This is a genomic window from Streptomyces albicerus (assembly GCF_008905045.1).
GTDB lineage: Bacteria > Actinomycetota > Actinomycetes > Streptomycetales > Streptomycetaceae > Streptomyces > Streptomyces albicerus.
In genome coordinates this window covers 149,059-173,255 of record NZ_VWMY01000014.1, presented here as the reverse complement: position 1 = coordinate 173,255, position 24,197 = coordinate 149,059, and the positions used below count along the sequence as shown (strand labels likewise).

25 protein-coding genes are annotated in these 24,197 nt (G+C 71.3%); 12 read left to right on the top strand and 13 right to left on the bottom strand.

The window, feature by feature from the left end:
* Positions 1-8: 8 nt before the first annotated feature.
* The 3 genes from GAS53_RS14680 to GAS53_RS14670 all read right to left on the bottom strand — a co-directional run bounded on the left by GAS53_RS14680 (position 9) and on the right by GAS53_RS14670 (position 2,995).
* Positions 9-1,103: an N-acetylglucosamine kinase gene (locus GAS53_RS14680; protein ID WP_225858917.1), complete on the bottom strand. Its 1,095-nt coding sequence runs from the start codon at positions 1,101-1,103 to the stop codon at positions 9-11.
* Entirely contained in the window at positions 1,100-1,777 is a 678-nt protein-coding gene (locus GAS53_RS14675; protein ID WP_151477983.1) for a uracil-DNA glycosylase, read from the bottom strand. Before GAS53_RS14675 ends, GAS53_RS14680 begins: the two co-directional genes overlap by 4 nt.
* Before the next feature lie 132 nt (positions 1,778-1,909).
* Positions 1,910-2,995, bottom strand: coding sequence for a WD40/YVTN/BNR-like repeat-containing protein (locus tag GAS53_RS14670; RefSeq protein ID WP_151477982.1), 1,086 nt, complete (start codon positions 2,993-2,995; stop codon positions 1,910-1,912).
* 229 nt (positions 2,996-3,224) lie between these two features.
* On the opposite strand from GAS53_RS14670, the gene GAS53_RS14665 reads away from it, so the two are divergent.
* The 3 genes from GAS53_RS14665 to GAS53_RS14655 all read left to right on the top strand — a co-directional run bounded on the left by GAS53_RS14665 (position 3,225) and on the right by GAS53_RS14655 (position 5,695).
* Positions 3,225-3,797, top strand: coding sequence for an Rv1733c family protein (locus GAS53_RS14665; protein WP_151477981.1), 573 nt, complete (start codon positions 3,225-3,227; stop codon positions 3,795-3,797).
* Positions 3,798-3,928: 131 nt separating this feature from the next.
* The gene (locus tag GAS53_RS14660) at positions 3,929-4,843 is read left to right on the top strand and encodes an RNA polymerase sigma-70 factor (RefSeq protein ID WP_151477980.1); all 915 of its coding nucleotides are present in this window, start codon (positions 3,929-3,931) and stop codon (positions 4,841-4,843) included.
* 105 nt (positions 4,844-4,948) lie between these two features.
* On the top strand, positions 4,949-5,695 hold the full coding sequence (locus GAS53_RS14655) for an SDR family oxidoreductase (protein WP_151477978.1): 747 nt from the start codon (positions 4,949-4,951) through the stop codon (positions 5,693-5,695).
* A gap of 6 nt (positions 5,696-5,701) precedes the next feature.
* Here GAS53_RS14655 and GAS53_RS14650 read toward each other — a convergent pair whose 3' ends face one another.
* A complete protein-coding gene (locus tag GAS53_RS14650) occupies positions 5,702-6,781 on the bottom strand; it encodes an NADH:flavin oxidoreductase/NADH oxidase (protein WP_151477977.1) in 1,080 nt (359 codons plus the stop codon).
* A 135-nt stretch (positions 6,782-6,916) separates the two neighbouring features.
* Between GAS53_RS14650 and GAS53_RS14645 the strand changes: the two genes are divergently transcribed.
* Entirely contained in the window at positions 6,917-7,276 is a 360-nt protein-coding gene (locus GAS53_RS14645) for an ArsR/SmtB family transcription factor (protein WP_151477976.1), read from the top strand.
* On the opposite strand, the gene GAS53_RS14640 is transcribed toward GAS53_RS14645, so the two are convergent.
* Positions 7,196-8,593 carry a nucleobase:cation symporter-2 family protein gene (locus GAS53_RS14640; protein ID WP_151477975.1) on the bottom strand — a complete coding sequence of 466 codons (1,398 nt, stop codon included), beginning with the start codon at positions 8,591-8,593 and terminating at the stop codon, positions 7,196-7,198. The genes GAS53_RS14645 and GAS53_RS14640 overlap by 81 nt on opposite strands.
* Before the next feature lie 222 nt (positions 8,594-8,815).
* Positions 8,816-10,168, bottom strand: a complete 1,353-nt coding sequence (locus GAS53_RS14635) for an FAD-dependent oxidoreductase (protein ID WP_151477974.1) — start codon at positions 10,166-10,168, stop codon at positions 8,816-8,818.
* 226 nt (positions 10,169-10,394) lie between these two features.
* Here GAS53_RS14635 and GAS53_RS14630 point away from each other — a divergent pair, with 226 nt between their 5' ends.
* The gene (locus GAS53_RS14630) at positions 10,395-10,883 is read left to right on the top strand and encodes a DUF6214 family protein (RefSeq protein ID WP_151477973.1); all 489 of its coding nucleotides are present in this window, start codon (positions 10,395-10,397) and stop codon (positions 10,881-10,883) included.
* Between the two features lie 15 nt (positions 10,884-10,898).
* Here the strand turns inward: GAS53_RS14630 and GAS53_RS14625 are convergent, their stop codons facing one another.
* Complete coding sequence (locus tag GAS53_RS14625; RefSeq protein WP_225858922.1) at positions 10,899-11,549, bottom strand: DUF305 domain-containing protein; 651 nt, start codon at positions 11,547-11,549, stop codon at positions 10,899-10,901.
* Positions 11,550-11,742: 193 nt separating this feature from the next.
* Between GAS53_RS14625 and GAS53_RS14620 the strand changes: the two genes are divergently transcribed.
* On the top strand, positions 11,743-13,245 hold the full coding sequence (locus GAS53_RS14620; protein WP_151477971.1) for an LVIVD repeat-containing protein: 1,503 nt from the start codon (positions 11,743-11,745) through the stop codon (positions 13,243-13,245).
* A gap of 5 nt (positions 13,246-13,250) precedes the next feature.
* On the opposite strand, the gene GAS53_RS14615 is transcribed toward GAS53_RS14620, so the two are convergent.
* Together GAS53_RS14615 and GAS53_RS14610 are read right to left on the bottom strand one after the other, a co-directional pair.
* Positions 13,251-13,967 carry a TetR/AcrR family transcriptional regulator gene (locus GAS53_RS14615; RefSeq protein ID WP_151477970.1) on the bottom strand — a complete coding sequence of 239 codons (717 nt, stop codon included), beginning with the start codon at positions 13,965-13,967 and terminating at the stop codon, positions 13,251-13,253.
* Positions 13,968-14,214: 247 nt separating this feature from the next.
* Positions 14,215-14,961, bottom strand: coding sequence for an NAD(P)-dependent oxidoreductase (locus GAS53_RS14610; protein ID WP_151477969.1), 747 nt, complete (start codon positions 14,959-14,961; stop codon positions 14,215-14,217).
* A 20-nt stretch (positions 14,962-14,981) separates the two neighbouring features.
* Here GAS53_RS14610 and GAS53_RS14605 point away from each other — a divergent pair, with 20 nt between their 5' ends.
* Together GAS53_RS14605 and GAS53_RS14600 are read left to right on the top strand one after the other, a co-directional pair.
* Complete coding sequence (locus GAS53_RS14605) at positions 14,982-15,584, top strand: TetR/AcrR family transcriptional regulator (RefSeq protein ID WP_151477968.1); 603 nt, start codon at positions 14,982-14,984, stop codon at positions 15,582-15,584.
* 119 nt (positions 15,585-15,703) lie between these two features.
* Positions 15,704-15,949: a DUF2630 family protein gene (locus GAS53_RS14600; protein WP_151477967.1), complete on the top strand. Its 246-nt coding sequence runs from the start codon at positions 15,704-15,706 to the stop codon at positions 15,947-15,949.
* Between the two features lie 55 nt (positions 15,950-16,004).
* Here the strand turns inward: GAS53_RS14600 and GAS53_RS14595 are convergent, their stop codons facing one another.
* The 4 genes from GAS53_RS14595 to GAS53_RS14580 all read right to left on the bottom strand — a co-directional run bounded on the left by GAS53_RS14595 (position 16,005) and on the right by GAS53_RS14580 (position 19,172).
* On the bottom strand, positions 16,005-16,697 hold the full coding sequence (locus GAS53_RS14595; protein ID WP_151477966.1) for an HAD family hydrolase: 693 nt from the start codon (positions 16,695-16,697) through the stop codon (positions 16,005-16,007).
* 100 nt (positions 16,698-16,797) lie between these two features.
* Positions 16,798-17,484, bottom strand: a complete 687-nt coding sequence (locus tag GAS53_RS14590) for a phosphatase PAP2 family protein (protein WP_151477965.1) — start codon at positions 17,482-17,484, stop codon at positions 16,798-16,800.
* 68 nt (positions 17,485-17,552) lie between these two features.
* Positions 17,553-18,485 (bottom strand): M56 family metallopeptidase, encoded by a 933-nt coding sequence (locus GAS53_RS14585; protein ID WP_151477964.1) that lies wholly within the window; start codon positions 18,483-18,485, stop codon positions 17,553-17,555.
* Positions 18,486-18,635: 150 nt separating this feature from the next.
* Positions 18,636-19,172: a DUF5134 domain-containing protein gene (locus GAS53_RS14580; RefSeq protein WP_151477963.1), complete on the bottom strand. Its 537-nt coding sequence runs from the start codon at positions 19,170-19,172 to the stop codon at positions 18,636-18,638.
* A 167-nt stretch (positions 19,173-19,339) separates the two neighbouring features.
* Here GAS53_RS14580 and GAS53_RS14575 point away from each other — a divergent pair, with 167 nt between their 5' ends.
* The 4 genes from GAS53_RS14575 to GAS53_RS14560 all read left to right on the top strand — a co-directional run bounded on the left by GAS53_RS14575 (position 19,340) and on the right by GAS53_RS14560 (position 24,194).
* Positions 19,340-21,022, top strand: coding sequence for an FUSC family protein (locus tag GAS53_RS14575; RefSeq protein ID WP_151477962.1), 1,683 nt, complete (start codon positions 19,340-19,342; stop codon positions 21,020-21,022).
* Positions 21,019-21,624, top strand: coding sequence for a MarR family winged helix-turn-helix transcriptional regulator (locus tag GAS53_RS14570; protein ID WP_151477961.1), 606 nt, complete (start codon positions 21,019-21,021; stop codon positions 21,622-21,624). The genes GAS53_RS14575 and GAS53_RS14570 overlap by 4 nt, the downstream gene beginning before the upstream one ends.
* Before the next feature lie 289 nt (positions 21,625-21,913).
* A complete protein-coding gene (locus GAS53_RS14565) occupies positions 21,914-22,924 on the top strand; it encodes a LacI family DNA-binding transcriptional regulator (protein WP_225858921.1) in 1,011 nt (336 codons plus the stop codon).
* 25 nt (positions 22,925-22,949) lie between these two features.
* Positions 22,950-24,194, top strand: a complete 1,245-nt coding sequence (locus GAS53_RS14560) for a sugar ABC transporter substrate-binding protein (RefSeq protein WP_151477960.1) — start codon at positions 22,950-22,952, stop codon at positions 24,192-24,194.
* The last annotated feature ends 3 nt before the right edge of the window (positions 24,195-24,197 follow it).

The following is a 24,197-nucleotide window of genomic DNA, read 5'->3' as shown; positions in this document are numbered from 1 at the left end:
TCTACCGATCAAGGCGAGTGGTCCGGCGGGCGGGTGCCCGTCGCGTCCGTGGCGTCCGTCACGACGTACAACATGCTGTCGTCGCGCGGCAGCGTCAGCCGGCCGTCGGCCAGGTCCGCAGCGATACGCACGGCACCGTCCAGCGGGCCGCCCGCGGCCGGGACCTGCCGCGCGTACGGCAGTTGCTCCGCCAGGGCCGCCCGCAGTGGTACGAGGAGAGGGTCGCCCATCTTGAACAGCCCACCCGTGAGAGCGACTTGGACCTCGCCCGGGCTCCGTCCTGGGTCCCCTCCTGAGCCCTGTCCCGAGATCCCGTTCGCGTCTTCTTCGGGTGAAATGTCCGCCATGGTGGGGCACACCGCGACCGCCGAGTCGGCGATGTGCCGGGCCGCGGCGGCCAGGATGTCCGCCGCCACCGGGTCGTGGTCGGCGCAGGCGGCCACCTCGGGCGCGAAGGAGGCGAGCACGGCAGGGCGGTCCGAGCGCGGGTACAGCTGTCCCGGCAACGCCGAGGCCGGGCCGAACATCGCCTCGGCGCGCGCCAGGAGTACGGCCGAGCCGCCGGGCCGTCCGTCGTCGGCGCGCAGGGCCGCCTCGAGTCCGGCTCGCCCGATCCACGCGCCGCTGCCGCAGTCACCGAGCAGATGGCCCCAGCCGTCCGCCCTGCGCCAGCTCCGCAGGTCCGTGCCGACGGCGATCATCCCCGTGCCGGCCGCGACGACCGCGCCCACCCGCTGGCCCAGCGCACCCGTGTACGCCGTGACGGCGTCGGCGACCAGCGCGAGCCTCCCTACGCCGAGTTCGCGGGCCAGCGCCGACGGCAATTCGGCGCGCAGCGAGTCGCCCAGGGTGGTGAGACCGGCGGCGCCGATGGCCACGGCCCGGAGCGTGCCCACCCCGCTGTCGACCATCAACTGCCGGGCCATCGGCACCAGTTGTTCGAGAAGATGCCCGGCGTCGATGCCGCGAGGACCGGTGCGCACCGGCTCCTTGGACCTCAGGGGAGAGGTGAGCCGGCCGCCGTCGACCGCCAGCACGGCACGCAGTCCCGAACCCCCGGAGTCCACACCCAGTACGCCCGACACCCCGCCGGGACGGGTCACGGCAGCCGCCAGTCCACGGGGGCGCCGCCCTGCCGGGCCAGCAGGTCGTTGGCCCGGCTGAACGGACGCGAGCCGAAGAAGCCGCGGTCCGCCGACATCGGTGACGGGTGGGACGACTCCACCGACGGCAGGTCGCCCAGCAGGGGCCGGAGGTTGCGGGCATCGCGCCCCCACAGGATCGACACCAGCGGCCGTCCCCGCGCGGCCAGCGCCCGTATCGCCTGCTCGGTGACCTCTTCCCAGCCCTTGCCGCGGTGCGCGGCGGGGCGGCGCGGGGCCGTGGTGAGCGCCCTGTTGAGCAACAGCACGCCCTGCTGGGTCCACGGGGTCAGATCACCGTTCGACGGCGGCGGCAGGCCCAGGTCGGTGGTCAGCTCCCGGTAGATGTTGATGAGGCTGCCGGGCAGCGGCCGCACCTCGGGCGCGACCGAGAACGACAGCCCCACCGCGTGTCCCGGAGTCGGATACGGGTCCTGGCCGACGATGAGGACCCGGACGTCGTCGAAGGGCTGTTGGAAGGCGCGCAGCACGTTCGGCCCCGCCGGGAGGTAGGTGCGTCCCGCGGCGATCTCCGCGCGCAGGAAGTCCCCCATCTCGGCGATGCGTCCGGCTACGGGTTCCAGGGCCTTGGCCCAGCCCGGTTCGACGATTTCATGCAACGGTCGTGGTGCCACGGCGTCACCCTACTGCCGTGCACGAGTGGTCGATCAACCGGTCGTCGCCGCACGGCCCGAAGTGGTATGTGCGGTGACGGCGGCGGGTGTTGGGGCGCGGACGGCTGCCGGGCCTCAGGGGGGTGCCGGGGCTCAATCGATCACCGCGGCCCGTACGCAGAGCACGTCGGGCAGATGCGACGCCAACTGCTGCCAGCTGTCCCCGTCGTCGGCCGACGCGAACACCTCGCCGTTGCGGTTGCCGAAGTACACGCCCGCCGGGTCGGCGCCGTCCGTGCACAGCGCGTCGCGCAGCACCGTGCCGTAGTGGTCCTCCTGCGGCAGCCCCGCCGAGAGCGGCTCCCAGGTCTTGCCCGCGTCCGCCGTGCGGAAGACCCGACACCGGTGGTCGGCGGGGACGCGGTCCGAGTCGGCGGTGATGGGGAAGACGTACGCGGTGTCACCGCGATGCGGGTGGGCGGCCGCGGCGAAGCCGAACGTGGACGGCAGGCCCTCGCCGATGTCCGTCCAGTGCGCCCCCGCGTCGTCGCTGCGGTAGACACCCCAGTGGTTCTGCAGGTACAGGCGGTCCGGCGTCGCCGCGTCCTGCGCGATCTTGTGCACGCACTGGCCGAACTCCGGGTTCGGATCGGGCAGGAACACCGCCGAGACACCGGAGTTGGAGGGCTCCCAGCTCTCCCCGCCGTCCTTCGTACGGAAGACGCCGGCCGTGGAGACGGCGACCGTCACCGCGCGGGGGTCACGCGCGTCGGTCAGGACGGTGTGCAGGCCCTCTCCGCCGCCGCCCGGCACCCACTGCGAGCGCGTGGGGTGCTCCCAGAGAGGACGGACCAGCTCGAAGGACTCGCCGCGGTCCGTCGAGCGGTACAGCGCCGCCGGTTCCGTGCCCGCGTACACCACGTCCGGCTCGGCCGCCGCCGGGTGCAGCTGCCACACCCGCTCCAGCGAAGCCCCCGTGTCCTGGGGGAACTTGACGGCGGCCTTGGCCGGCTCGGTCCACGTGCGGCCCAGGTCGTCGGAGTGGAACACGGACGGGCCCCAGTGCGCGCTGTCCCCGCCGACGAGGAGCCGTGGGACATCCCCCCGGGTGTCGATGGCGATCGAGTACACCGCCTGCGCGTTGAAGTACGCACTGTCGTCGAACTCCCAGGCGCCGCCGCGCCGTCGTCCGATGAACAGTCCCTTGCGCGTGCCTACCGTGAGCAGTACCTCGGCCATGCCGAACACCTCCGGACGTCGTTGTCTCAGGTTGTCGTGTCAGGGCGTCGTCTCAGACACGGGCCAGTCTGCACCCCGGCACTGACAGTCACCCCCCGACGCGCCATCGACGCAGGTCAGAGCGATTCTTCAGGGGATCGGAGATGTGGGGTACGTCTCGTGAGCAACCAGGCGGCCGCTCCCGTATGGGAGGGCATCCGGTGTGCTCGTGATGAGGGAGGGGCCTGCGATGGCGGCATTACGTGGTCCGAGGGCGTTGCTGTGGCGTTGGTGGCCCAATCCGCTGCGGCGCCGCAGCGACACACTGGAGGCCTGGACCGTGCTCGCCGCGTGGACGCTCACCCTGCTCGCCGGGGTGCTCGCGGGTCTGGCGGCCGCGCAGTCGGTCGAGCAGAGCCTCGCCCGGGAGCGCGCCGAGTGGCGCCCCGTACTCGCGCAGCTCACCGAGCGCGCGCCCGGGACCACCGCGTCCGGTGCCGAGCGGGTGTGGGCCGAGGTCCGCTGGACCGCGGACGACGGTTCGGCCCACGAGGGGCAGACCCGGGTCCAGCCCGGCAGCACGGCCGGCACCCCGGTCACCGTGTGGACCGACCCCGACGGCCGCCTCGTCACCAAGCCCGCCTCGGAGGCCCAGGCCCGCCTGCGCGCGGCGATGATCGGAACGCTGGTGGGCGTGGGCGCCGCGGCCTTGCCCTTCGCGGGCGGGCGGCTGGTCCGCGGGGGCCTGGAGCAGCGACGGATGGAACAGTGGGACATGGAATGGGAGCGGGTCGGTCCCCAGTGGGGGTGGAAGACCGGCTGAGGGCGAAGACCCTGGTGTCGTGGTCACCACAGCCCCCCCGCGTGACACAGCCTCCCGCGTGACCCCGGTACCGCGTGAAACAATTCGCATGTTCACCGGAGCGGCACACGGCGGCGCAGGGAGCAGCGGCGATGGAGTCGGACCAGCCGGAGAAAAGCGCGCTCGACGAGGCCGCGACGGTCTTCGTCGGTGTACAGCCGCAGCTGTTCGGCATCGCCTACCGCATGCTCGGCAGCGCGGCGGAGGCCGAGGACGTGGTCCAGGAGACCTGGCTGCGCTGGCAGTCGACGGACCGGACGGTCGTCCTCGACCCGCCCGCCTACCTCGCCACCGTGGCGACCCGACTGGCGATCAACATCGCGCAGTCCGCGCGGGTGCGCCGTGAGACGCATGTCGGTCCCTGGCTCCCCGAGCCGGTGGACACGAGCGTCGACCCGCAGGTGGGGGCCGAACGCGGCGAGGCGCTGGAGCTCGCGGTGCTCCTTCTCATGGAGAAGCTGAAACCGACGGAACGGGCGGCCTACGTCCTCAGAGAGGCGTTCGACTACCCGTACGAGCAGATCGCCGCCATTCTCGAAACGGGGCAGGCCAATGTCCGGCAGCTGGTCAGCAGGGCGCGCAGACGCCTGGCCGCCGAGCGGCGGAAGCCCGTGGCCGCCGGTGAGCACCTGCGGCTGCTCGAGGTCTTCCTGGCGGCGGCGCAGACGGGTGATCTCGCGGCACTCGAAGAGCTGCTCGCCGAGGACGTCGTCAGCTACTCGGACGGCGGGGGAGCGCGTGGCGCGTCGAGGATCCCGGTGGTCGGCAGTGCCCGGGTGGCCAAGTACCTGGCGGCCTTCGCACCGAGGTTCTGGCCCGGTGCCGCGATCGAATGGGTCGAGGCGAACGCCCGGCCCGCCGTGCTCGTCTCCCACGAGGGCCGCGCAGTCGCCCTGCTGTCCGTCGACATCTCCGCGCAGGGCATCGACCGGATCATGTGGATGATGGACCCCGCCAAGCTCGACCCGTACGTCGAGTCGCTGTCGCGTCCTCGCGACACTCCGTAGGAGGCGGGCGCCAGGAGAACGAGTCCGGCTGTCACAGACCGAACCCTGTCCGGTCTACATGGTGAGCAGATCCGATTCCGTCCGACGAAACCGGAAGGTTGCCTCATGAAGATCGTAGTGATCGGCGGTACTGGGCTCATCGGGTCGAAGCTGGCGGACAGGCTCGGGGCGGATGGCCACGAGGTCCTGCCGGCCTCCCCGAGCTCGGGCGTCAACAGTGTCACCGGAGAGGGCCTGGACGCTGCCCTGAAGGGCGCGTCGGTCGTCGTGGACGTGTCCAACTCGCCCTCCTTCGAGGACACCGCGGTGCTGGAGTTCTTCCGGACGTCCACGGGCAACCTCCTCGCGGCCGAGGCCGCGGCGGGTGTGGGACACCACGTCGCCCTGTCCGTCGTGGGCAGCGAACGGCTGCCCGACTCGGGCTACCTGCGCGCCAAGGTCGCTCAGGAGGAGCTGATCAAGGACTCCGGGATCCCGTACACCATCGTCCGCGCCACCCAGTTCTTCGAGTTCGTGAAGGGCATCGCGGCCGGGGCCACCGAGGGCGACACGGTCCGGCTGCCCTCCTCGCTCATCCAGCCCCTCGCGTCCGACGACGTGGTGGCGGCGGTCGCCCTGGCCGCCGCGGCGGCTCCGCTGAACGGCACCACCGAGGTGGCGGGTCCCGAGGAACTCCACCTCGACGAGTTCGTCCGCACCGGCCTGGCGGCCGAGAAGGACCCGCGCGAGGTCGTCACCGACGAGTCCGTCGGCTACTTCGGCGCGCACCCCCAGGGGCGCGAGCTCCTCCCCGGCCCCGACGCCCACCTCGCCGGGACCCGCTTCACGGAGTGGCTCGACCGTCAGAGGTAGGTCCTGTCAGACGGAACGGTGGTACTGGTCCGGCACGTGTACCTCGCCCCCGAGTTCGCGGGCGGCGTGCCGGGCCCATGACGGGTTGCGCAGCAGTTCCCGGCCCAGCAGCACGGCGTCGGCCTCACCGTTGGCGAGGATCTTCTCCGCCTGCTCGACGTCGGTGATGAGGCCGACGGCGGCCACGGCCATCGACGTCTCGCTCTTGACGCGCGCCGCGAAGGGAACCTGGTAGCCAGGGCCTACGGGGATGTGTACGCCGGACGCGTTGCCGCCCGTGGACACGTCGAGCAGGTCCACACCGTGGTCGGCCAGTTCGGCAGCGAAGCGGACCGTGTCGTCCGCCGTCCAGCCGTTCTCCTCCAGCCAGTCGGTGGCCGAGATGCGGAAGAACAGCGGCTTGTCGTCGGGCCACACCTCGCGTACGGCGTCGACGACTTCGAGGGCGAAGCGCACCCGGTTCTCGTACGAGCCGCCGTAGGCGTCCGTGCGCCGGTTGGAGTGCGGGGAGAGGAACTCGCCGATCAAGTAGCCGTGCGCGCCGTGGATTTCGGCGACCTCGAACCCGGCGGCGAGCGCCCGTCGCGCGGCGTCGGCGAACTGGCCGACCACCTCCCGGATCCCGTCCGCCGTGAGCTCGGTCGGCACGGGGTGGTTGTCGTCGAAGGCGAGCGGGCTCGGCCCGAGCGGCTGCCAGCCGAACGCGTCGGGTCCGACCGGCGCCCCACCCTTCCAGGGACGGTCGGTCGAGCCCTTGCGGCCGCTGTGCGCCAGCTGCACCGCGGGAACGGTGCCCTGTCCCTTGAGGAAGCGCGTGATCCGCCGGAACGCGTCGACCTGCGTGTCGTTCCAGATGCCCAGGTCGTACGGCGAGATCCGGCCCTCGGGGCTTACCGCGGTGGCCTCGACGACGATCAGGCCCGTACCGCCGGCGGCCCGCGCCGCGTAGTGCGCGAAGTGCCAGTCGTTGGGGGCGCCGGTCGAAGGGCCCTCGGGCGCGGCCGAGTACTGGCACATCGGCGGCATCCAGACCCGGTTCGGGACGGTCAGATCGCGCAGGGTGTAGGGCTCGAAGAGCGCGCTCACGGCGGACTCCATTCCAGGAAGGGGCCGGGTTACGACTCGTACGATAGGCATCGTAGTACGGCGGATGTCAAACTACGAGAGGTCTCGTACAATGGAGTCTCCGGAGACCTCCGGAACCGACGGACTGGAGCCGCCGTGACGACTGCCGCCCCGACCAGTAGCAGCCGCGATCTCCCGCACCCCGAGCGCGCGGAGATCCGTCTGGAGGCCGTGCTGCACGCGCTGTCCGACCCGATGCGGCTCCAGGTCGTGCGAGAGCTCGCCGCCGACGGCGACGAGCTCTCCTGTTCGCACTTCGACCTGCCCGTCACCAAGTCCACGACCACGCACCACTTCCGGGTGCTGCGCGAGGCCGGCGTGATCCGGCAGATCTACCGGGGCACCGCCAAGATGAACGGGCTGCGGCGGGACGACCTAGACGATCTCTTCCCGGGACTTCTCGACAGCGTCCTGGCCGCCGCCGCTCGCCAGGCCGTCCGCCTCGGGGGCAGCTGAACCGCCCTTCGAGGGAAGGTGGTTGAAGAGCAGGTTGAGCACGATCGCCGTCAGGCAGCCCGCGCTGATGCCGCTGTTCATCACCGTCTGGAACCAGTCGGGGAACTTCTCGTACACCGTCGGCACGCCGACCGGCAGCATGCCCACGGCGACCGAAACGGCCACCACCGTCAGGTTGTTGTTGCCCTTGAAGTCCACTTGGGCGAGCGTGCGCAGACCGCTCGCGGCGACCGTGCCGAACATGACCAGACCGGCGCCGCCGAGCACCGGCGCGGGTATCGCCGCGACCACCGCGCCCAGCTTGGGCAGCAGACCGAGCAGGACGAGGATGCCGCCGGCGACGGCCACGACCCAGCGGCTGCGGACCCGCGTCATGCCGACGAGGCCGACGTTCTGCGCGTACGCCGTGTACGGGAAGGTGTTGAAGACACCGCCGAGAACGGTGGACAGGCCGTCGGCGCGCAGGCCGTCGGCGAGCGAACGGGGCTCGATCCTGCGGTCGGTCATCTCGCCGACCGCGATGAAGTCACCGGTCGTCTCGGTCATCGTCACCAGCGCCACGACCAGCATCGATGCGATCGCCGACGCCTCGAACGTGGGGGCGCCGAAGTGGAACGGCGTGCTGATGCCGAGCCAGTCCGCGTCGCCGACCCCGCCGAAGTCCGTGAAGTCGAACGGCACCGCGACCGCGAGACCCACCGCGATGCCGATCAGCACCGCGATCCGGCTCAGGAACACCGGCGCGAACCGCTGGACGCCGAGCACCACCGCGAGGACGAACGCCGCGAGCCCCAGGTTCTTCGGCTCGCCGAAGTCCGGCGAACCCACCCCGCCGGCCGCCCAGTTGCCCGCCACCGGCAGCAGCGACAGCCCGATGATCAGGATCACCGTGCCCGTGACGAGCGGCGGGAAGAATCGCAGCAGCTTCCCGAAGACCGGCGCCAGCAGGATGATCGCGAGCCCGGCGACGATCACCGACCCGTAGATCGCGGGCAGTCCGCCGCCGCCCGTACCGATCAGCACCATCGGCGACACGGCCGCGAAGGTGCACCCCTGCATGATCGGCAGCCGCACCCCGAAGCGCCAGAAGCCCACGCACTGGATGAGCGTCGCGATGCCGCACAGCAGCAGGTCGGCCGTGATCAGGTACGCCATGTCCGCGGGCGACAGTTTCATCGCGCTGCCCACGATCAGGGGGACCGCCACGGCGCCCGCGTACATCGCGAGCACGTGCTGCAGTCCGAAGGCGGCGAGTTGGCGGACGGGGGGTACCTCGTCCACGGGGTGCACTTGGCGTGCCGGGGTGGTGGTTGGCATGGGTACTCCAGGAGCGGCGGGGGAGCGGGGGACTGTACGTGACCGTAAGGGGCTTGAACAGTTTGTTGATTTCCGGTCTGTTGCCGCCAGGTGTCATGCCCCCTGAAGCATGCGCCACTCTGCTAAGCGCCCTGGGGGGAAGCACGGTACGTCGAGTGCGGATCGGCTGTGGCTGGTCGCGCCCACGTGGCGGAGCCGCAAATCGATACAGCCCCGCGCCCCTTAAAGGGCGCTACCCTGCCGCGCCGCTTCCCACAGTGACGGCCAGTCGGGGAGCTTGACCACGCTCCGCCCCAGTGAGGCCCCCAGCTCCGCCTCCGCCCGTTCGATGGCTTGCCAGCCCGACCACTCGACCGGGTGCAGGCCCTCCGCCCGTAGGACGGCCAGCGGATCGGCCGGCACCTCACGCCGTACGAGTGCGGGGGCGTCCTCCAGCAGCGAGGTCACCGTTTCCTTCGCGCACGGGCGGTTGGTGCCGATGACGCCTGTCGGGCCCCGCTTGATCCAGCCGGCCACGTACTCGCCGGGTGCCACCGCGCCGTCCCGCAGGACCCGGCCCGCGAGATGGGGCACGGTGCCGTGCTCCGCGTCGAACGGCAGCCCCTCCAGGGGCACTCCCCGGTAGCCGACCGAGCGCAGGACCAGCTGCGCCTCGATGTCCTCGTACTGCCCCGTGCCCGTCACGCCGCCGTGTCCGTCCGGCAGCGTCCGCTCGAAGCGCACGGCGCCCACGCGCTCGTCGTGGGGGAGCAGTTCGACCGGGCGCAGGAAGAAGCGGAGCCGGATCCGCCGGGAGCCGCCCTGCGGCGGCCGCTCGGCCCAGCCGCGCAGCACCTCGACGTTGCGGCGCTGCGCGGCGGGCAGCGCGGAGGGATCCAGGTACGCCGGATCGAGCGCCAACTCCTCGGGGTCCACGACCACGTCGGTGTCGGGCAGACCGCCGAGCTCCCGCAGTTCCTTGGTGGTGAAGCGGGCCTGCGACGGGCCGCGCCGCCCCACCATCTGAATGTCCCGCACCTGACTGTGGGCCAGCGCGGCGAGTGCTCCCTGCGGCATGTCGGTGGGGCTCAGCTCCGCGGCACCGCGGGCGAGCATCCGGGTCACGTCCACCGCCACGTTCCCCACGCCGATGACGACCGCCGCCCGCGCGCCGAGCACGAAGCCGTCGGCGGTGGCGTCCGGATGGGCGCTGTACCAGGACACGAACTCGGTCGCCGACCAGCTGCCCGGCAGCTCCTCGCCGGGCACCCCGAGATGCCGGTCGGTGGCGGCGCCCACGCAGTACACGACCGCGTGGTACAGCTCCCGCAGCCGGGCGGCCGGCAGTCCGTCCGGGCCGACCTGGACCCCGCCGAGGAACCGCACCTGCTCGTGCTCCAGGACCGTACGCAGATTGTTCTGCAGTGACTTGATCTTCTCGTGGTCGGGTGCCACGCCGTAGCGCACCAGGCCGTACGGGCACGGCAGCCGGTCCAGGACGTCGACCCGGACCCCGGACACCTGGTTCTGCTGGACGAGACCCTGTGCGGTGTACACCCCACTCGGCCCCGAGCCGATGACGGCGACCTGCAGCACGGCGGAACCCCTTCCCCGAGGAGAACGAGGAGATCGCTGGTGGTTCCAGCATCGCACCGCAACGCGTGCCGGGGGAGGGGAGGAGCGTGACGCTGCGCCGACGGGGTGCCCCTGCCGGGATCGTATGCGTGCCTATTCGCAGTGAATGTGATCATGCGGTTACGTTGCGTGTGTGCTGGAAGCATCCTTTCTTGATCTTTCTGATCGCTGTGGGCCGGATGGTGCGGTGTCCGTGTGGCCTGCCTGGGAAGTGCGGGAGAACGACGCCGCCCTGACGTGGTGCAATGTCCGGCTGAGCTTCGACGACGGCGCCCGGGTCGACCTGCTCGCCGTGGTGGGCGACGGCTGCGTCGCCATCGAGGACGTGCGCGCGCAGCCGGCACTCTCGCTCGACGATCTGGCGGTGCTCGCGGACTGGATCGAGGACCCGCTCCTGGAAGCGTGCGAAGGCGCGGCCGGACCGGCGGGCGCCGTGTCCCGCGACGGGCACCCGGAAGCCGGGCATCCGGAAAAGCGGCACGCGCGCCCCGCCCGGCTGCGCGGCATCGAGGGCCGGTACTTCGTCGCCGGGGAGTACCGGGCGGCCCAGCAGGCGGGACGGGATCCGGTGCTCGCCGTGATGTCCGCGACCGGCCACAGCCGCCGCCGCGCGCTCAGGCTGATCGCCGGGGCGCGGGACGCGGGTCTGCTGACGGCGCGCCACGCCCGGCGCTGAAGGGCTCCGGGCGCATCAGGACATGTCGCGCATCCGGCTGATCTCGGCGGTCTGCTGCGCGATCACGTCGTCCGCCATCTCCTCGATCTGAAGGTTGTTGCCCTGGGCCTTCACATCCGTGGCCATGGTGACCGCCCCGTCGTGATGGGTGATCATCAGCTTCAGGAAGAGCTCGTCGAACGCCTCGCCCTTCGCCGCGCGCAACTTCTGCAGCTGCGCCTCGGTCGCCATGCCCGGCATCGCCTCATGGTCGTGCCCGGTGTTCTTCTTCTCGCCGCCGTGGGACTCGAGCCAGGCGTTCATGGAGTCGATCTCGGGCCCCTGCGCGGCCGCGATCCGCTCGGCGAGCCGCTTCACCTGGGTCGACTCGGTGCGTTTCGGGGCGAGTTCGGTCATCTCCAGGGCCTGGGTGTGATGCTCGACCATCATGCGCGCATAGTCGACGTCCGCCGAGTTGGGGGTGTCGTCGTCGGTGCGCTGCTTGGCGGCCTCCTCGGCCGAGAGTGTCTCGGCGGCCTCGCCCGGCTTGCCCGGCGCGATCACCGAAGGGCCAGTGCCCGACGCGGACTTGGTCTCGTCGTCCGAGCCCGTGCAGCCGCCGAGCGCGAGTACGGCGACCGCCACGGAGGCCGTGGTCAAACGGCGGGACGTACGGCGGGAGAGCACAGCGACCTCCTGGGGCACTTGAATTGGCAGACACCTCGTGAGTGTTGATGACCGTCCTAGCACGCTTCCATACGCCATTGATCAAAAACATTCATTACGAATGCGTTGACGCCTGTTGATCTGTGCATGATGAAGACGATACTTCGGAGGTACCTGAACCGTTCAACTGCGAACGGATACAAGGGAGGACGCAGTGACCCTGTTGAACACCCACCGAACACGGCGCAGACGTCTCGGAGTTGCCGCCACCGCGGCGGGCCTCCTGGCCGCCCTGCTGACGGCCGGTCCGGCGGTCGCGACCCCAGACCCCGGGGACTCGCCGACCACTTCGCAGAAGGTCTCCAAGAGTGAGGCGGCCGAGGCGAGGGCGGCGATCGCGAGCGGCGAGATACCCGGCCAGGACGAGATCGTCCACTCGGACAACATCCAGCACCTCGCGAACATCCCCAAGGACGCGCTGCCCGGCACCAATTCGGATCTTGCCTTCCAGGGCAGGTACGCGTTCGCCGGCAACTACGACGGCTTCCGCATCCTCGACATCAGCAACCCGAAGGCCCCGAAGACGGTCTCCCAGGTGCTCTGCCCGGGCTCGCAGAACGACATCTCCGTCTCCGGTAACCTGCTCTTCCTCTCCACCGACTCCTCGCGCAGTGACGACTCCTGCAGCAGCACCTCGCAGCCCGCGACCGAGAAGTCCTCGTGGGAGGGCATGAAGGTCTTCGACATCAGCGACAAGAAGAACCCCAAGTACGTCGCCGCCGTCGAGACCGCATGCGGCTCGCACACCCACACGCTGGTGCCGGAGCGCAGGAACGTCTACATCTACGTCTCCTCGTACTCGCCGAGCACCACGTTCCCCGACTGCCAGCCGCCGCACGACGGCATCTCGGTCATCAAGGTGCCGCGAAAGGCCCCCGAGAAGGCGGCAGTTGTGAACTTCCCCGTCCTCTTCCCCGGTGCGGGACCGGACGGCGGCGGCAACCCGGGCGCGCCCACCAACCCCGGTGTCTCCAAGACCACCGGCTGCCACGACATCACCGTGCTGCCCTCCAAGGACCTCGCGGCGGGCGCCTGCATGGGCGACGGCATCCTGTTCTCCATCAAGGACCCGGAGAACCCGAAGGTCATCGACCAGGTCCAGGACAACGTCAACTTCGCGTTCTGGCACTCGGCGACCTTCAACCAGAAGGCCAACAAGGTCGTGTTCACCGATGAGTTGGGCGGTGGCGTGGGCGCCACCTGCAACGCGGCCATCGGCCCGAACCGCGGCGCCGACGGCATCTACGACATCGTCGGCAAGGGCGACAAGCGCAAGCTCGTCTTCAAGAGCTACTTCAAGATCTCGCGCCACCAGGCGGACACCGAGAACTGCGTCGCCCACAACGGCTCGCTGATCCCGGTCAAGGGCAAGGACATCATGGTCCAGGCCTGGTATCAGGGCGGCGTCTCCGTCTGGGACTTCACCGACTCCTCGAAGCCCAAGGAGATCGCCTACTTCGAGCGCGGCCCGCTGACCACCGACAAGCTCACGGTCGGCGGCTCCTGGTCGGCGTACTACTACAACGGCTACATCTACTCGAACGACATGGCCAAGGGCTTCGACGTCCTGAAGATCAGCGACCGTCGTACGGACCCGGCGAGGTGGACCCGTCTGAGCGAGCTGAACGTCCAGACGCAGCCGGACTACTTCGACTGAGCGGACTACTTCGACTGAGCGGTCCGACCGGCCGCGTCCGCCTCACGGCTCTGCTCACCATTCTGCTCCGGGCCCTCGGGAGCGAAGAACCGTGAGAGGTCCTCGTGATACGTCCCGCCGGGTGCCTCGGTATCCGGCGGGACACCCCGCTCCCAGTCGAGCCCGTAGCGCCGGAACAGCTCGGCCCGCAGAGCCGGCACGGGCATCGGGACTCCGGGCACCAGCGCCGCGTACACCGAACCCATCAGCAGCGCGCGCAGCATCGGGTAGTCGGCAGCCGTGTCCGGTGAGCCGTAGCGGGCCATGGTGTCGCTGAGCAGTTCCGCCAGGCGCTGCTGCTCCGCGCACTGCATGAACCCCTCGCCCTGCAGGATGCCCGCCATGTGCTGGCGCATCAGCACGGGGTGGTCCCGGGCGAGGCCGAGGATGGCGTCGATGGCCCGCGCCATGCGCTCCTGGCCGTCCTCGGTGCGCGGCTCGCGCTCCAGCGCCTCCTCCAGCGTGCGGTGCATCAGCCGGTGCACGGCCGACTGCACGAGCTGGCGTTTGCCCGGGAAGTAGTACGAGACGAGGCCACGGGCCGAGCCCGCTCGGTCGGCGATGTCGCCCAGGGTTGTGGCCTCGTAACCGCGCTCGCTGACCAGCTCGAGCGCCGCCTGCAGAAGCCTCTCGCGGGAACGCCGCCGCAACTCTTCATTGACCGCGGCGCTGCGAGGGGACATCCTGTACTCCTGCGTTGACTGGCTGCCAGCCAACTATACTCAGACGTCCGGTGAGTCTCCCGTGAGGGATCATCTCCGGGCTGCTGCCCGCTCGGGGCGACGCGGGGGATCGTCCCGGGCGGGTGGTTTCAGCCCAGTGACCAGGGGCTGTGCCGGTTGAACCGTTGCGCGGGCCCACATCGGGTTCATGATCCCGAAGGCGCTCACGTTCTCGAAGCGGGCCCTGTCGGTGGCCATCGCCGACCGCCTACCGCTTCCGTGTCGCCTCGCGCCAGATCAGCCGTGGAACGCTCGGTCGCACGTCCGTCGTGACGACCCCCATCGCCCGGTGCACGTACGCGCCCTCGGTCAGTTCGCGCAGCATGCTCGCGGCGAGGTCGGCCCGGGCGGTGAACACACCGTCGGCGCTGTTCTCGGCGAGTTCGTAGCGGGTGGCCGCCGGGTGGTCGAACAGGCCCGACGGGCGGGCGAATGTCCAGTCCAGCGTGGTCTCCCGGATCAGCGCCTCCATGCGGCGCATGTCCTCGTGCGCGCTGCGGGCGATCACCCGGTTCACGTACGGATCCAGCACGTTGTTGAAGAAGAAGGCGCCGCTGGGGCGCCACCCGGGATCGAGGACGCTGGAGCTGACCACGATCAGCCGCTTCACGCCGTGCGCCGCCATGCCCGCGACGATGTTCCCTGCGGCGGCCGAATAGAGCGACACAGGCCCGCGACCGGGCGCGACACCCAGCGCCGACAGGACCGCCTCGTGGCCGGCGACCACCTCCTCGACGGCGTCCGCGTCGGTGGCGTCGACGCCGGTGACGGTCAGCCCGGCCTGGGGTGCGAAGCCCGGCGGGCGGCGGGTCACCGCAGTGACCTCATGCCCGGCCGCCAGGGCCTGCTGGACGAGCTGTCGGCCGGTGGGACCGCCCGCTCCGAAGACGGCGATACGCGTGACATCACTCTCCGTGGACTCGGTTGCCGCGTCGCCTTGACACTGCCGTCGCACCCACCGGATATTCAACGCTGATGAATAAAACCCGTGGCCGCCCGCGCGGCAACCCACCCACCAAGGCGCGCATCGCCACGGCCGCCCGTGAGCTGTTCCTGGACCAGGGTTACCAGGGCACCACCCTGCGGGCCGTGGCCGCGGCGGCCGACGTCGACGCCGCGCTCATCAGCTATCACTTCGGCTCGAAGCAGGGCCTGTTCGGCGAGGCGATGAATTTGCGGTGCGGGCAGTCGCTGCTGATCGCCAAGGCCCTGGAGGGCGACCCGGAGGGCGTCGCCGACCGGCTCCTCGACGCCGTCACCTCCCTGTGGGAGGACGGCGGGGCCATGGCGCGGCTCGACGCGGCGTCGATGCGGGACGAGGACGTCATGCGGGTGTTCCGGGAGTTCCTGGAGCGCGAGGTCGTCGGCCGTATCGCCGAGTTCCTGGGCGGCTCTGACGCCACCGAGCGGGCCGTCGCCGCCGTCACCGTGATCGGGGGGCTCATCTTCACGCGGTACCTGAACCCGCTGGGGCCGGCCACGGCGCTCGGCGCGGCGGACGTACGCAGGATCCTGGGACCACCGCTCCGGGCCGCGCTGTACAGCCGCCCGCGCCGGCTCGCGGCCGTCCGGAGCTGACCAAGCGGTCTCGGGGAAGTGAGGCACGCCCCCACGCCGCCCCGAGACCGCTTAGGCGCTGTCGCCGAGCCGTCGCCGCCTCCTTACAGTGGGCTCGAGTGCCTAGGAGGCGTACAGACATGGACCAAGAGCAGATTCTGGCCAGGATCACGACGATGGTCGACGACGAGCGCAGGCTCCGCGACGCCCTCGCGTCCGGACAGATCGACAGCGCGACCGAGCAGGAACAGCTCCGGGAGTTGGAACGCGCGCTCGACCAGTGCTGGGACCTGCTGCGCCAGCGGCGCGCGAAGTCCGAGTTCGGCGAGAACCCGGACGAGGCACGCGTACGCCCGCCGTCGCAGGTCGAGGGCTACCAGGGCTGAGGTCGAGGGCTACCAGGGCTGAGGGGGCGCACTTCCGGGCCGGCGGGCCCGGTCCTCAGCCGACCAGGCCCAGTACGGGCCGCAGCCCGTCCGGCCGCTCGGCAACCGGCAGATGGTCGACGAAGTGCACCCCGCAGCCCAGGGCGGCCGCGCCGCCGTCCGCGCGCCGGTCGTCGCCGACCATCAGCGTGTCCCGCGGGTCGGCCCCGAGCGCCTCGCAGGCGGTCGCGAACAGCCGGGTGTCCGGCTTCTGGACGCCATGCTCGTACGACAGGACGTACGCGCCGATGTACGGGTCGAGGCCGTGCTCCCGGAACACGGGCCGCAGGTCCCAGCCGATGTTGCTGACCACGCCGACGGCGACACCGCGCTCGCGCAGCGCGCCCAGCACCTCGGCCGCGTCGGGGTACGGGCGCCAGGCGGCCGGGGTCGTGTGGCGGTCGTACAGCTTGTCGTGCAGCCCCGGATCGGGAAGCGCCACCTGGCGGGAGACGCCGGTGTACGCGGCCCGGTGCAGCTCGGCGCTCTGGTCGCGGACGCCCCACAGCGGGGCCACGTCGTCGGGCACAGGACCCGACGGGAAGGCACCGCCCGGCAGCGCGCCCACCGTCTCGAGCTCCTTCGCTGCCCGGACCAACTCCTTCTCGGAGAGGGAGACTTCGGCGTCGGCCAGCACCGCGCGCAGCCAGGACTCGGTGGATTCGATACGGAAGAGAGTTCCGGAGAAGTCGAACAACACGGCAGCCATGCGCTGGACTTTACCGGCGGCTCTGTCCAACGCGCGGCTGCCGCAGAGGCTTCAGGTGGCCTGTCGGTAAATGGAAGTGGTACCCGGGCCGGCGGTGCCGTCAGCGCAGCTCGGTGGACCCGTGGAACCTCTGGTACGAAGCCACCGCCAGCGCCACCGCCAGCGCCCCCAGGAGCCAGCCGCCGAGCACGTCCGACGTCCAGTGCACGCCCAGCCAGACGCGGGTCAGGCCGACACCGACGACGGACACGACCGCGAGGGCGACCGCGATACGCCACAGAACGCGTCCGGCGCCGTACAGGTGCAGGAGCCAGAGCAGCAGGCCGCACACGACCACGGCCGTCATGGCGTGGCCGGAGGGGAAGGCCGAGTAGTGGGCGGAGTCGACGGGGTCGGGCCAGACGGGACGGTCCCGGTCGATCGCGGCTTTGAGCCCCTGCTGGAACAGTGTGCCGAGCGCACATGTGGCCGTCAGCCACAGGGCGAGCCACCATGCCGAGTGGCGCAGCACCAGCCAGAGCACGGCGGCGGCGCACAGGGCGCGCATCGTCCACGGGTCCCACACCCAGTCCGTGAGGATGCGGGACGCCTGTGTGGTGTCGGGGTCGTCGACCGCCCAGCGGTGGGTGGTGCGGGCGATGTCGCCGTCGAGGTCCATGAGCGGGTTCCAGGACACCGCGACCAGGACGAGCAGCAGCACCGAGGGAAGGGCGAGAGCCCCCGCCACGCGTGCGGCGATCCCGGGGCCTGATGTGCGGGGCGGCGAGTCGACGGACGAGGAGTGCATGTATTGATCCTCGCCGACCGAAGGGGCCGGAGGCGAACCGGGGGGCGTCCGGTCCGCTGTGAAGTCGGCTACCCGAGCGCTCGCAGACCCGGCACGAAGGTCACCAGGACCGGGATCACCGGCACCAGCGCGGCGGCCGCCGTGAGCCGCAGCCGGCGGGAGGGCGTGAGGCGGTCCGGGGGCGTGAGCAGCCGGTGGACGCGCTGCGGGACATGGGCCTGCGGGGTGGGGCAGGGGCCGAACACGCCCCGGTCCTCGTTGAGTTCGACCAGCGCGAGGGCGATGGTCAGCCGGCCGAAGCGGCGCGACGCCATGTCGTCGGCGGCGAGTTCGACCAGCCGGTGCATCTCGTCGCGGAACGCTGCGAACACCGGGACCTGCGGGAAACCGTTGGCCAGCGCGGCCGAGGAGTGCAGCAGCCAGTCGTGCCGGGCCCGCGCGTGCCCCTGCTCATGGGCGAGCACGGCGTCCAGCTGCCTGCCCTTGAGGCGGCGCAACGCGGCCGTGGTGATGACGAGTTGGGGCGTGGTTCCGGGCAGCCACCAGGCGTCCGCACGCTCGGCCTCCAGGACGACCAGACGATCGCCGCTGGGCTCCTCGCCGGGCAACAGCGGGGCGCGTACGAGGAGTTCGGCCCGTCGCCGGCGGCGCCGGGTCCGGGCCCGGACGATCTCGCGGACCAGCATGGCCGCGCTCCACACGCCGCCGAGCGCGAGTGTCACGGCGGTCGTGGCGGCCCAGGGCCCTTCGGTGAGCGCGTAGGCCTCCACGACGGCGTGCGGGGCGGGGGCGAAGACATGGCCGCGGACCGCCTGCCAGGCGGCGGCCGCGCTGAGTGTCATCGACAGCGCGCAGCACAGCAGAACGGCCATCACCACGCACTGCCACACCCAGAGGGCGACCACCGGTTCGCGGTCCTGCCAGTCCGTTCGGGCGAGCAGCCGCGGAGCGAGCACGGCGGCCAGGGCGCCGAGCAGCAGCAGTGCCGCGGGGACCATCATGGGTGCAGCTTATGAGCGGGGCGCCGCCGGAGGATACGGGCTGTCGCGGCAAGTGACGCAGACCACGGTTTCGTAAACCCGGCTCCGAGCTGAGCAGCCGCGGCTCGGGGGCGGTGAGAGGTCGCGGTTCAGAACGTGAGAAACATCCGTTCAGAGTGTGAGAAGCATGGCCAGCATCCCGATACCCATCGAAAGCCGGCAGGCGCGTGCCAGCTCCAGCCGGTCGCCCCAGCCGGTGGCCGTGCGCACGCCCCCTCCGGGCCCGGCGACGGTGACCGGCACCAGCCGTGAGCCGGTCCACAGCACGTAGGCCGTGAAGTACGCGAGCAGCACCCCTGTCAGCGCGGGAACCCCGGCGTGCGCCCCGCTCGCCATCACAGCCGCCATGTAGACCATCGCGGACGCGCCCACCAGATGGTGCAGATGATGCGGGCTGCTCCGCGCCGACCACAGGGCGCGCAGCGCGGCCGCGCCGAACACGGCCGCGTAGCCGGCCCAGGCCCAGCGGGGCGGCGCCAGCGCCGCCGCGGGCACGGCCATCACGGCCATGCCGAACCCCATGAGCGCCTCACCGCCCGCCGTACGGCGCTGCTCCTCGACGGTGCTGCGCATCCGCAGCAGACAGTAGGCCCCGGTCGCCGCGCACAGCGCGACGAGCAGCCAGCCGGGCGACGCCGGTCCGTGCACCGCGCACCTCCCCGCTCGACGGTTCGGACAGTCCGGTCGAAAGATGCCCGGGACGGGCGGAGCGCAAGCGAGCGCAAGGGTGTACGCGGGGAGCGTGCGGGGTGCGCAGCAGATGGGAGGCTTGGCCCTATATTTTTTACTAGTAAAACACCTGCTAATCTTCTGCCATGAGCAGTACCGCGCCCAGCCCCACCCCGGTACGCCGACTGCCCCTCGCCGGGGTCCTTCGGGTCGGCCGTCCCTCCGACATCTGGTTCAAGCCCGCGCTGAGCGTGGTCGTCGCGACGGGCGTGCCGAACCTGACGCTGCTGGCGCTCGGCAGGCTGGACCTCGCGATGTACACGATGGCCGGGTCGCTCTGCGCGCTCTACGCCCACAACCTGCCTTACGCCGCCCGCGCCCGGGCCCTCGCCTGGGTCGTGCTGGGCATGCTCGCCTCCGTCGCGATCGCGCTGGTCACGGCGTCACTCACGTCCTCCGCCGTGATCCTGGTCGGGGTCGGCGCACTGCTCGCCGCCGCGCAGAAGGCGCTCTGCGACGCGACGCGCATCGGTCCGCCCGGTCCGGTGATCTTCGCCTTCATCAGCTCGGCCTCCCTCTTCGCCCCGCAGACGTTCGGCCAGGTCCCGGGCCATCTCGCCCTGACCGCCGCGGCGGGCGTCTGGGCCTGGCTCGTCGGCATGGCGCCCGGCCTCGTACGGCCGCACGGTCCCGAGCGCCGCGCCACGGCCCGCGCGTTGAAGGCGGCCGCCGCGTACGCCGAGACGTGCGTCACCGCCACCGGTGCCGGTGCCGGTGTTACTGGCACCGGCACCGGCCACGAGGGCGCCCGGGCCGCCGCGGCCGCCGCCGTGCATGCCGCCTGGCAGTCACTGCTCGCCACCGGTCCCCGCTCCGAGCCGCGCCGCGCCCTCGAACGGCTCGTCGTCCGGGCCGAGGTCGCGCTCGCCGCCCCGACCGACACGGACGCCGTACGACTGCGCTCCTGGGCGCGCGAACTGCGCGGGACCGGCCCTGTGCCGCGCGTCACCCTGGCCTCGGCGGCCGACGAACTTCTCGGCGTGGAGGTCGAACTGGCCGCGGGGGAACGCCCGTTGACCCGCAGGCTCGGCCCGCTGCTCCCCCTCGCCCTGCGCACCGCGCTCGGCTGTGCCCTGGCCGGATACGTGTCGCTGGCGCTCGGTGTCGGCCATCCGTTCTGGGCCCTGGTCACCGCCGCCTCGCTCTACCAGGCGAACATCACGCTGACCTGGAGCCGCGGGGTGCAGCGCGTCGTCGGCAACCTCATCGGTGTCCTGCTCTTCGCGGCCGTCGCTCCGCTCGCGCACCTCGGCCCCGCCGCCCTTGTGCTGTGCTGCCTCGCCTTCAATTTCGGTGCTGAGGCCCTGATGAGCCGCAACTACTGGCTCGGCAGCGTCTGTGTGACTCCGATGGCGTTGTTGATCACCGAGTTCACGGGCTTCCGGCAGCCCGGCGCGCTGATGGCGGACCGGCTCGTGGACACGTTCGTCGGCGCGCTGGTCGGCTTCGTCGCGGCGATCGCGGTCACCAACAGGCGTGCCGGCGGCCGCGTCGAGGAGGCCCTCGACACCATGGAACGCGCCCGTGAGCGCGCCGCGCGGCTGATCGCCGCCGACCGCCCCGACCCGGGCGCCCTCGAGTCCGCCCGCCGGCACCTGGCGGCCGCGCTCGTCGAACTGCGTGCCACGGCCGACGCGGCAGCCGGCGAGTGGTGGCAGCGCGCCCTGCCGGAGGAGCGGGTGCTGCTCGCCGAGCAGAGCGGACACCGTACGCTCGCGGCGACGGTACGACGGCAGGGACTGCACGTTCTGGAGGGCGCACGGGCATGACGGCAGCGAACGGGCGGACGGCGGCCGGCGGGGACACGGTCAGTGTCGGGCCGGTCCGTGGCGAGACGGCCGGAGGCGTCACAGCCGGACGGCCGAGCGCGGGGGACACCCTGGCCGCGGTGGTGCGGCAGTGGCAGGCGGTCCACCCCGATCTGGACACCGGGCCCATGGAGATCATCGGCCGTATCAACCGCTGTGCCGCGCTCCTCCAGCAGGCCGAGGACGCGCCATTGCGCCACGCCGGTCTCACCCGCCCCGAGTTCGACCTCCTCGGCGCCCTGCGCCGCACCGGCCTCGAGCTGACCCCCGGCGAGCTGGCCCGCGAGACGTTCTCCTCCGGTGCCGCCGTCACCAAGCGGCTCAAGCAGCTGACCGAGCGCGGCCTGGTCGAGCGGCGCGGCGACACCCGCGACCGCCGCGTCGCCCATGTGCGCCTCACGGACGCCGGACGCGACCTGGTCGACGGCATCCTGCCCGAGCAGCTCTCGTACGAGACGGCGGTCCTGTCCGGACTGGACGGCGGCGGGCAGCGGGAACTGGCGGCGCTGCTCGGCGAGTTGCTGGTCCAGCTGGAAGGCCGGCTGCGCGCCCCGCGCGGTTGAGACCTCGCCCGAGGGTCACCGGTCTCTTCCGCCGCGTCAGAAACTTTGCGGTTACCGACCGTTGACATGAGACGTACGCCACTCCTACGTTCGGCACGCCGGTTCGGTAAACCGGCGCATGTGCGAAATCTCGAACGGACCTTGATGTCGAGGAGGCGTGGCCGCAGTGTCGAACCGGTTCGATGATCCCGCCGACAGCCACTCCGTGCCGGTCAGTGCAGGCGCGCCGGGCAGCGCAGGCACGCCGGTCAACGCGCACACTCCGGTCAGCACGGGCGCATCGGTCAACATCGGTGAGATCGCCCGCCTCGCGGGCGTCTCCCGCAGCACCGTCTCGTATGCGCTCAGCGGCAAGCGGCCCATCTCCGAGCGGACGCGGCTGCGCATCCAGGAGGTCATCGACGAGCACGGCTTCCTGCCGAACGCCAGCGCCCGCGCCCTGGCGCACGGCCGCACCCGCACGCTCGGCCTGGTCTTCCCGACGGCCGGCCGCCGCTACACCGACATGCAGCTGGACTTCATCAACGGCGTGGTCGACGCGGCCGCCGCCCACGACCACGACGTGCTGCTGTCGCGCAGCGGCGACGACGAGGACGCGTCGTTCCGGCGGCTGGTGGGGGAGCGGCGGGTGGACGGCGCGATCCTGATGGAGATCCGGCTGGAGGACTCGCGGGTCGAGCGGCTCCGCGGGACCGGCTTCCCCTTCGTCACCATGGGCAGACCCGGGCGCGCCGAGGGCCTGCCCTGGGTCGACATGGACTTCGAGGAGCTCACCGCCCGCTGCGTACGGCATCTCGCGGGGCTCGGACACCGGCACCTGGCCCTGGTGAGCCGGCCGCGGGAACTGTTCACCACGGGATACGAAGTCGCGCACCGTGCCCTCGCCGGATTCCGGACCGCCGTCGAGGCGGCGGGACTCGTCGGGGAGATCCATCACTGCGGCGACGACGCGGCCTCCGGTGAAGCCGTCGTGCGCGAGATCCTCGACCACGACCCGCGCACGACCGCGCTCGTCGCCCTCAACGAGGCCGCGCTGGTGGGCCTCTACCGGGGACTTGCGGCGGCGGGCCGCTCGGTGCCCGGCGACTTCTCGGTCACCGGGATCGCGGCCGCCCGCTGGGCCGAGTCGGTCACGCCCATGATGACCGGCGCCGACGTCCCCTCCGACGTGATGGGGCGGCTCGCCGTCGACCTGCTCCTCGACCGGCTCGCCGATCCCGCGACGACGCCCCGGCAGCACCTCCTCGCCCCCGACCTCACCGCACGGGCCAGTACGGGCCCGGCGCCGACCCGCAGTTGACCCACGCATACCCTGGGAGAAGCACATGTCGAACCGGTTCGATCGACGCTCGTTCCTGCGGATATCGGGCTCCGGTCTCCTCGCCGCAGGTCTGGCGGGGCCGCTGACCGCCTGTGGCGGCTCGGACAGCGGCTCGTCCGGCGGGAAGGACCTCGTCTGGTGGGACTACCTCGTGGAGGAGGCCCGCCAGCCCGGTATGAAGGCGCTCATCGCCGACGTCGAGAAGCAGGTGGGCGTCAAGATCACCCGACGTGCGTTCCCGTTCGCGGAGCTGGAACCCGCGATCATCAAGGGCGCCGCCTCCGGTGACCTCCCGGACATCGCGATCGTCGACAACACCTCGATGAACTCCTTCGTCCCGCAGGGGCTCCTCACCGACCTCACCGACCGGGTGAAGGAGTGGGGCCAGTCGGACGCGTACTACGAGGGTCCGTGGAACAGCGGCGTCATTGACGGCAAGACGTACTCCGTACCCAACAACTCCAACTGCCTGTGCCTGTACTACAACACCGAGATGCTCGAGGCGGCGGGCGTCGAGCCTCCGAAGACCTGGGACGAGCTTGCGGAGGCGGCGAAGAAGCTCACCAAGGGCGACACCTTCGGCTTCGCCATGAGTGCGGTCAAGACCGAGGAGGGCGTCTTCCAGTTCGAGCCCTTCCTGTGGTCCACCGGCGGCGACCTGGACACCTTCGCCACCGACGGCGCCACCGCGCTCGCCTTCCTCAAGGAACTGGTCGACGCGGGCTCGCTGTCGAAGCAGTGCGTCGGCTGGACACAGCAGGACGCCAACAACCAGTTCGTGTCCGGACGCGCGGCCATGCAGATCAACGGCCCCTGGCAGCTGCCCGCCCTGCAGGGGCAGACGAAGGTCAAGTGGGGCGTCGTCCCGATCCCGGTGGACAAGGAGCCGGCGAGCTGCCTCGGCGGTGAGAACTGGGTGATCCTCAAGACCAGCGGCAAGGCCGACCAGTGCTGGGAGGTCATCAAGCGCAGCCAGGAGAAGACGGTCCTCGCCAAGTACCTCGACGGGCTCGGACTGCTGCCCGCCCGCTCCGACATGGCCGACGCGGGCAAGTGGGCCAGCGACCCCACGCTGAAGGTGTTCGTGAAGGAGTTCGGCACGGCGCGCCCGCGCTCCTACGGCCCCAACTACCCGCAGATGTCACAGGCGATGGCCGAGGCCCTCCAGGCGGCCCTCACCGGCAGCTCCAGCCCGCAGTCCGCCGCACGGAAGGCGGCCTCCGCCATCACTCCCAAGCTGCAGAAGTAGGAC

Coding starts and splice junctions, on each gene's coding strand:
- GAS53_RS14670 (WP_151477982.1), bottom strand. CDS start 2,995: ATGGCCGAGGTACTGCTCACGGTAGGCACGCGCAAGGGACTGTTCATC.
- GAS53_RS14665 (WP_151477981.1), top strand. CDS start 3,225: ATGGCGGCATTACGTGGTCCGAGGGCGTTGCTGTGGCGTTGGTGGCCC.
- GAS53_RS14660 (WP_151477980.1), top strand. CDS start 3,929: ATGGAGTCGGACCAGCCGGAGAAAAGCGCGCTCGACGAGGCCGCGACG.
- GAS53_RS14655 (WP_151477978.1), top strand. CDS start 4,949: ATGAAGATCGTAGTGATCGGCGGTACTGGGCTCATCGGGTCGAAGCTG.
- GAS53_RS14640 (WP_151477975.1), bottom strand. CDS start 8,593: ATGCCAACCACCACCCCGGCACGCCAAGTGCACCCCGTGGACGAGGTA.
- GAS53_RS14615 (WP_151477970.1), bottom strand. CDS start 13,967: ATGTCCCCTCGCAGCGCCGCGGTCAATGAAGAGTTGCGGCGGCGTTCC.
- GAS53_RS14605 (WP_151477968.1), top strand. CDS start 14,982: ATGAATAAAACCCGTGGCCGCCCGCGCGGCAACCCACCCACCAAGGCG.
- GAS53_RS14600 (WP_151477967.1), top strand. CDS start 15,704: ATGGACCAAGAGCAGATTCTGGCCAGGATCACGACGATGGTCGACGAC.
- GAS53_RS14595 (WP_151477966.1), bottom strand. CDS start 16,697: ATGGCTGCCGTGTTGTTCGACTTCTCCGGAACTCTCTTCCGTATCGAA.
- GAS53_RS14590 (WP_151477965.1), bottom strand. CDS start 17,484: ATGCACTCCTCGTCCGTCGACTCGCCGCCCCGCACATCAGGCCCCGGG.
- GAS53_RS14585 (WP_151477964.1), bottom strand. CDS start 18,485: ATGATGGTCCCCGCGGCACTGCTGCTGCTCGGCGCCCTGGCCGCCGTG.
- GAS53_RS14575 (WP_151477962.1), top strand. CDS start 19,340: ATGAGCAGTACCGCGCCCAGCCCCACCCCGGTACGCCGACTGCCCCTC.
- GAS53_RS14570 (WP_151477961.1), top strand. CDS start 21,019: ATGACGGCAGCGAACGGGCGGACGGCGGCCGGCGGGGACACGGTCAGT.
- GAS53_RS14560 (WP_151477960.1), top strand. CDS start 22,950: ATGTCGAACCGGTTCGATCGACGCTCGTTCCTGCGGATATCGGGCTCC.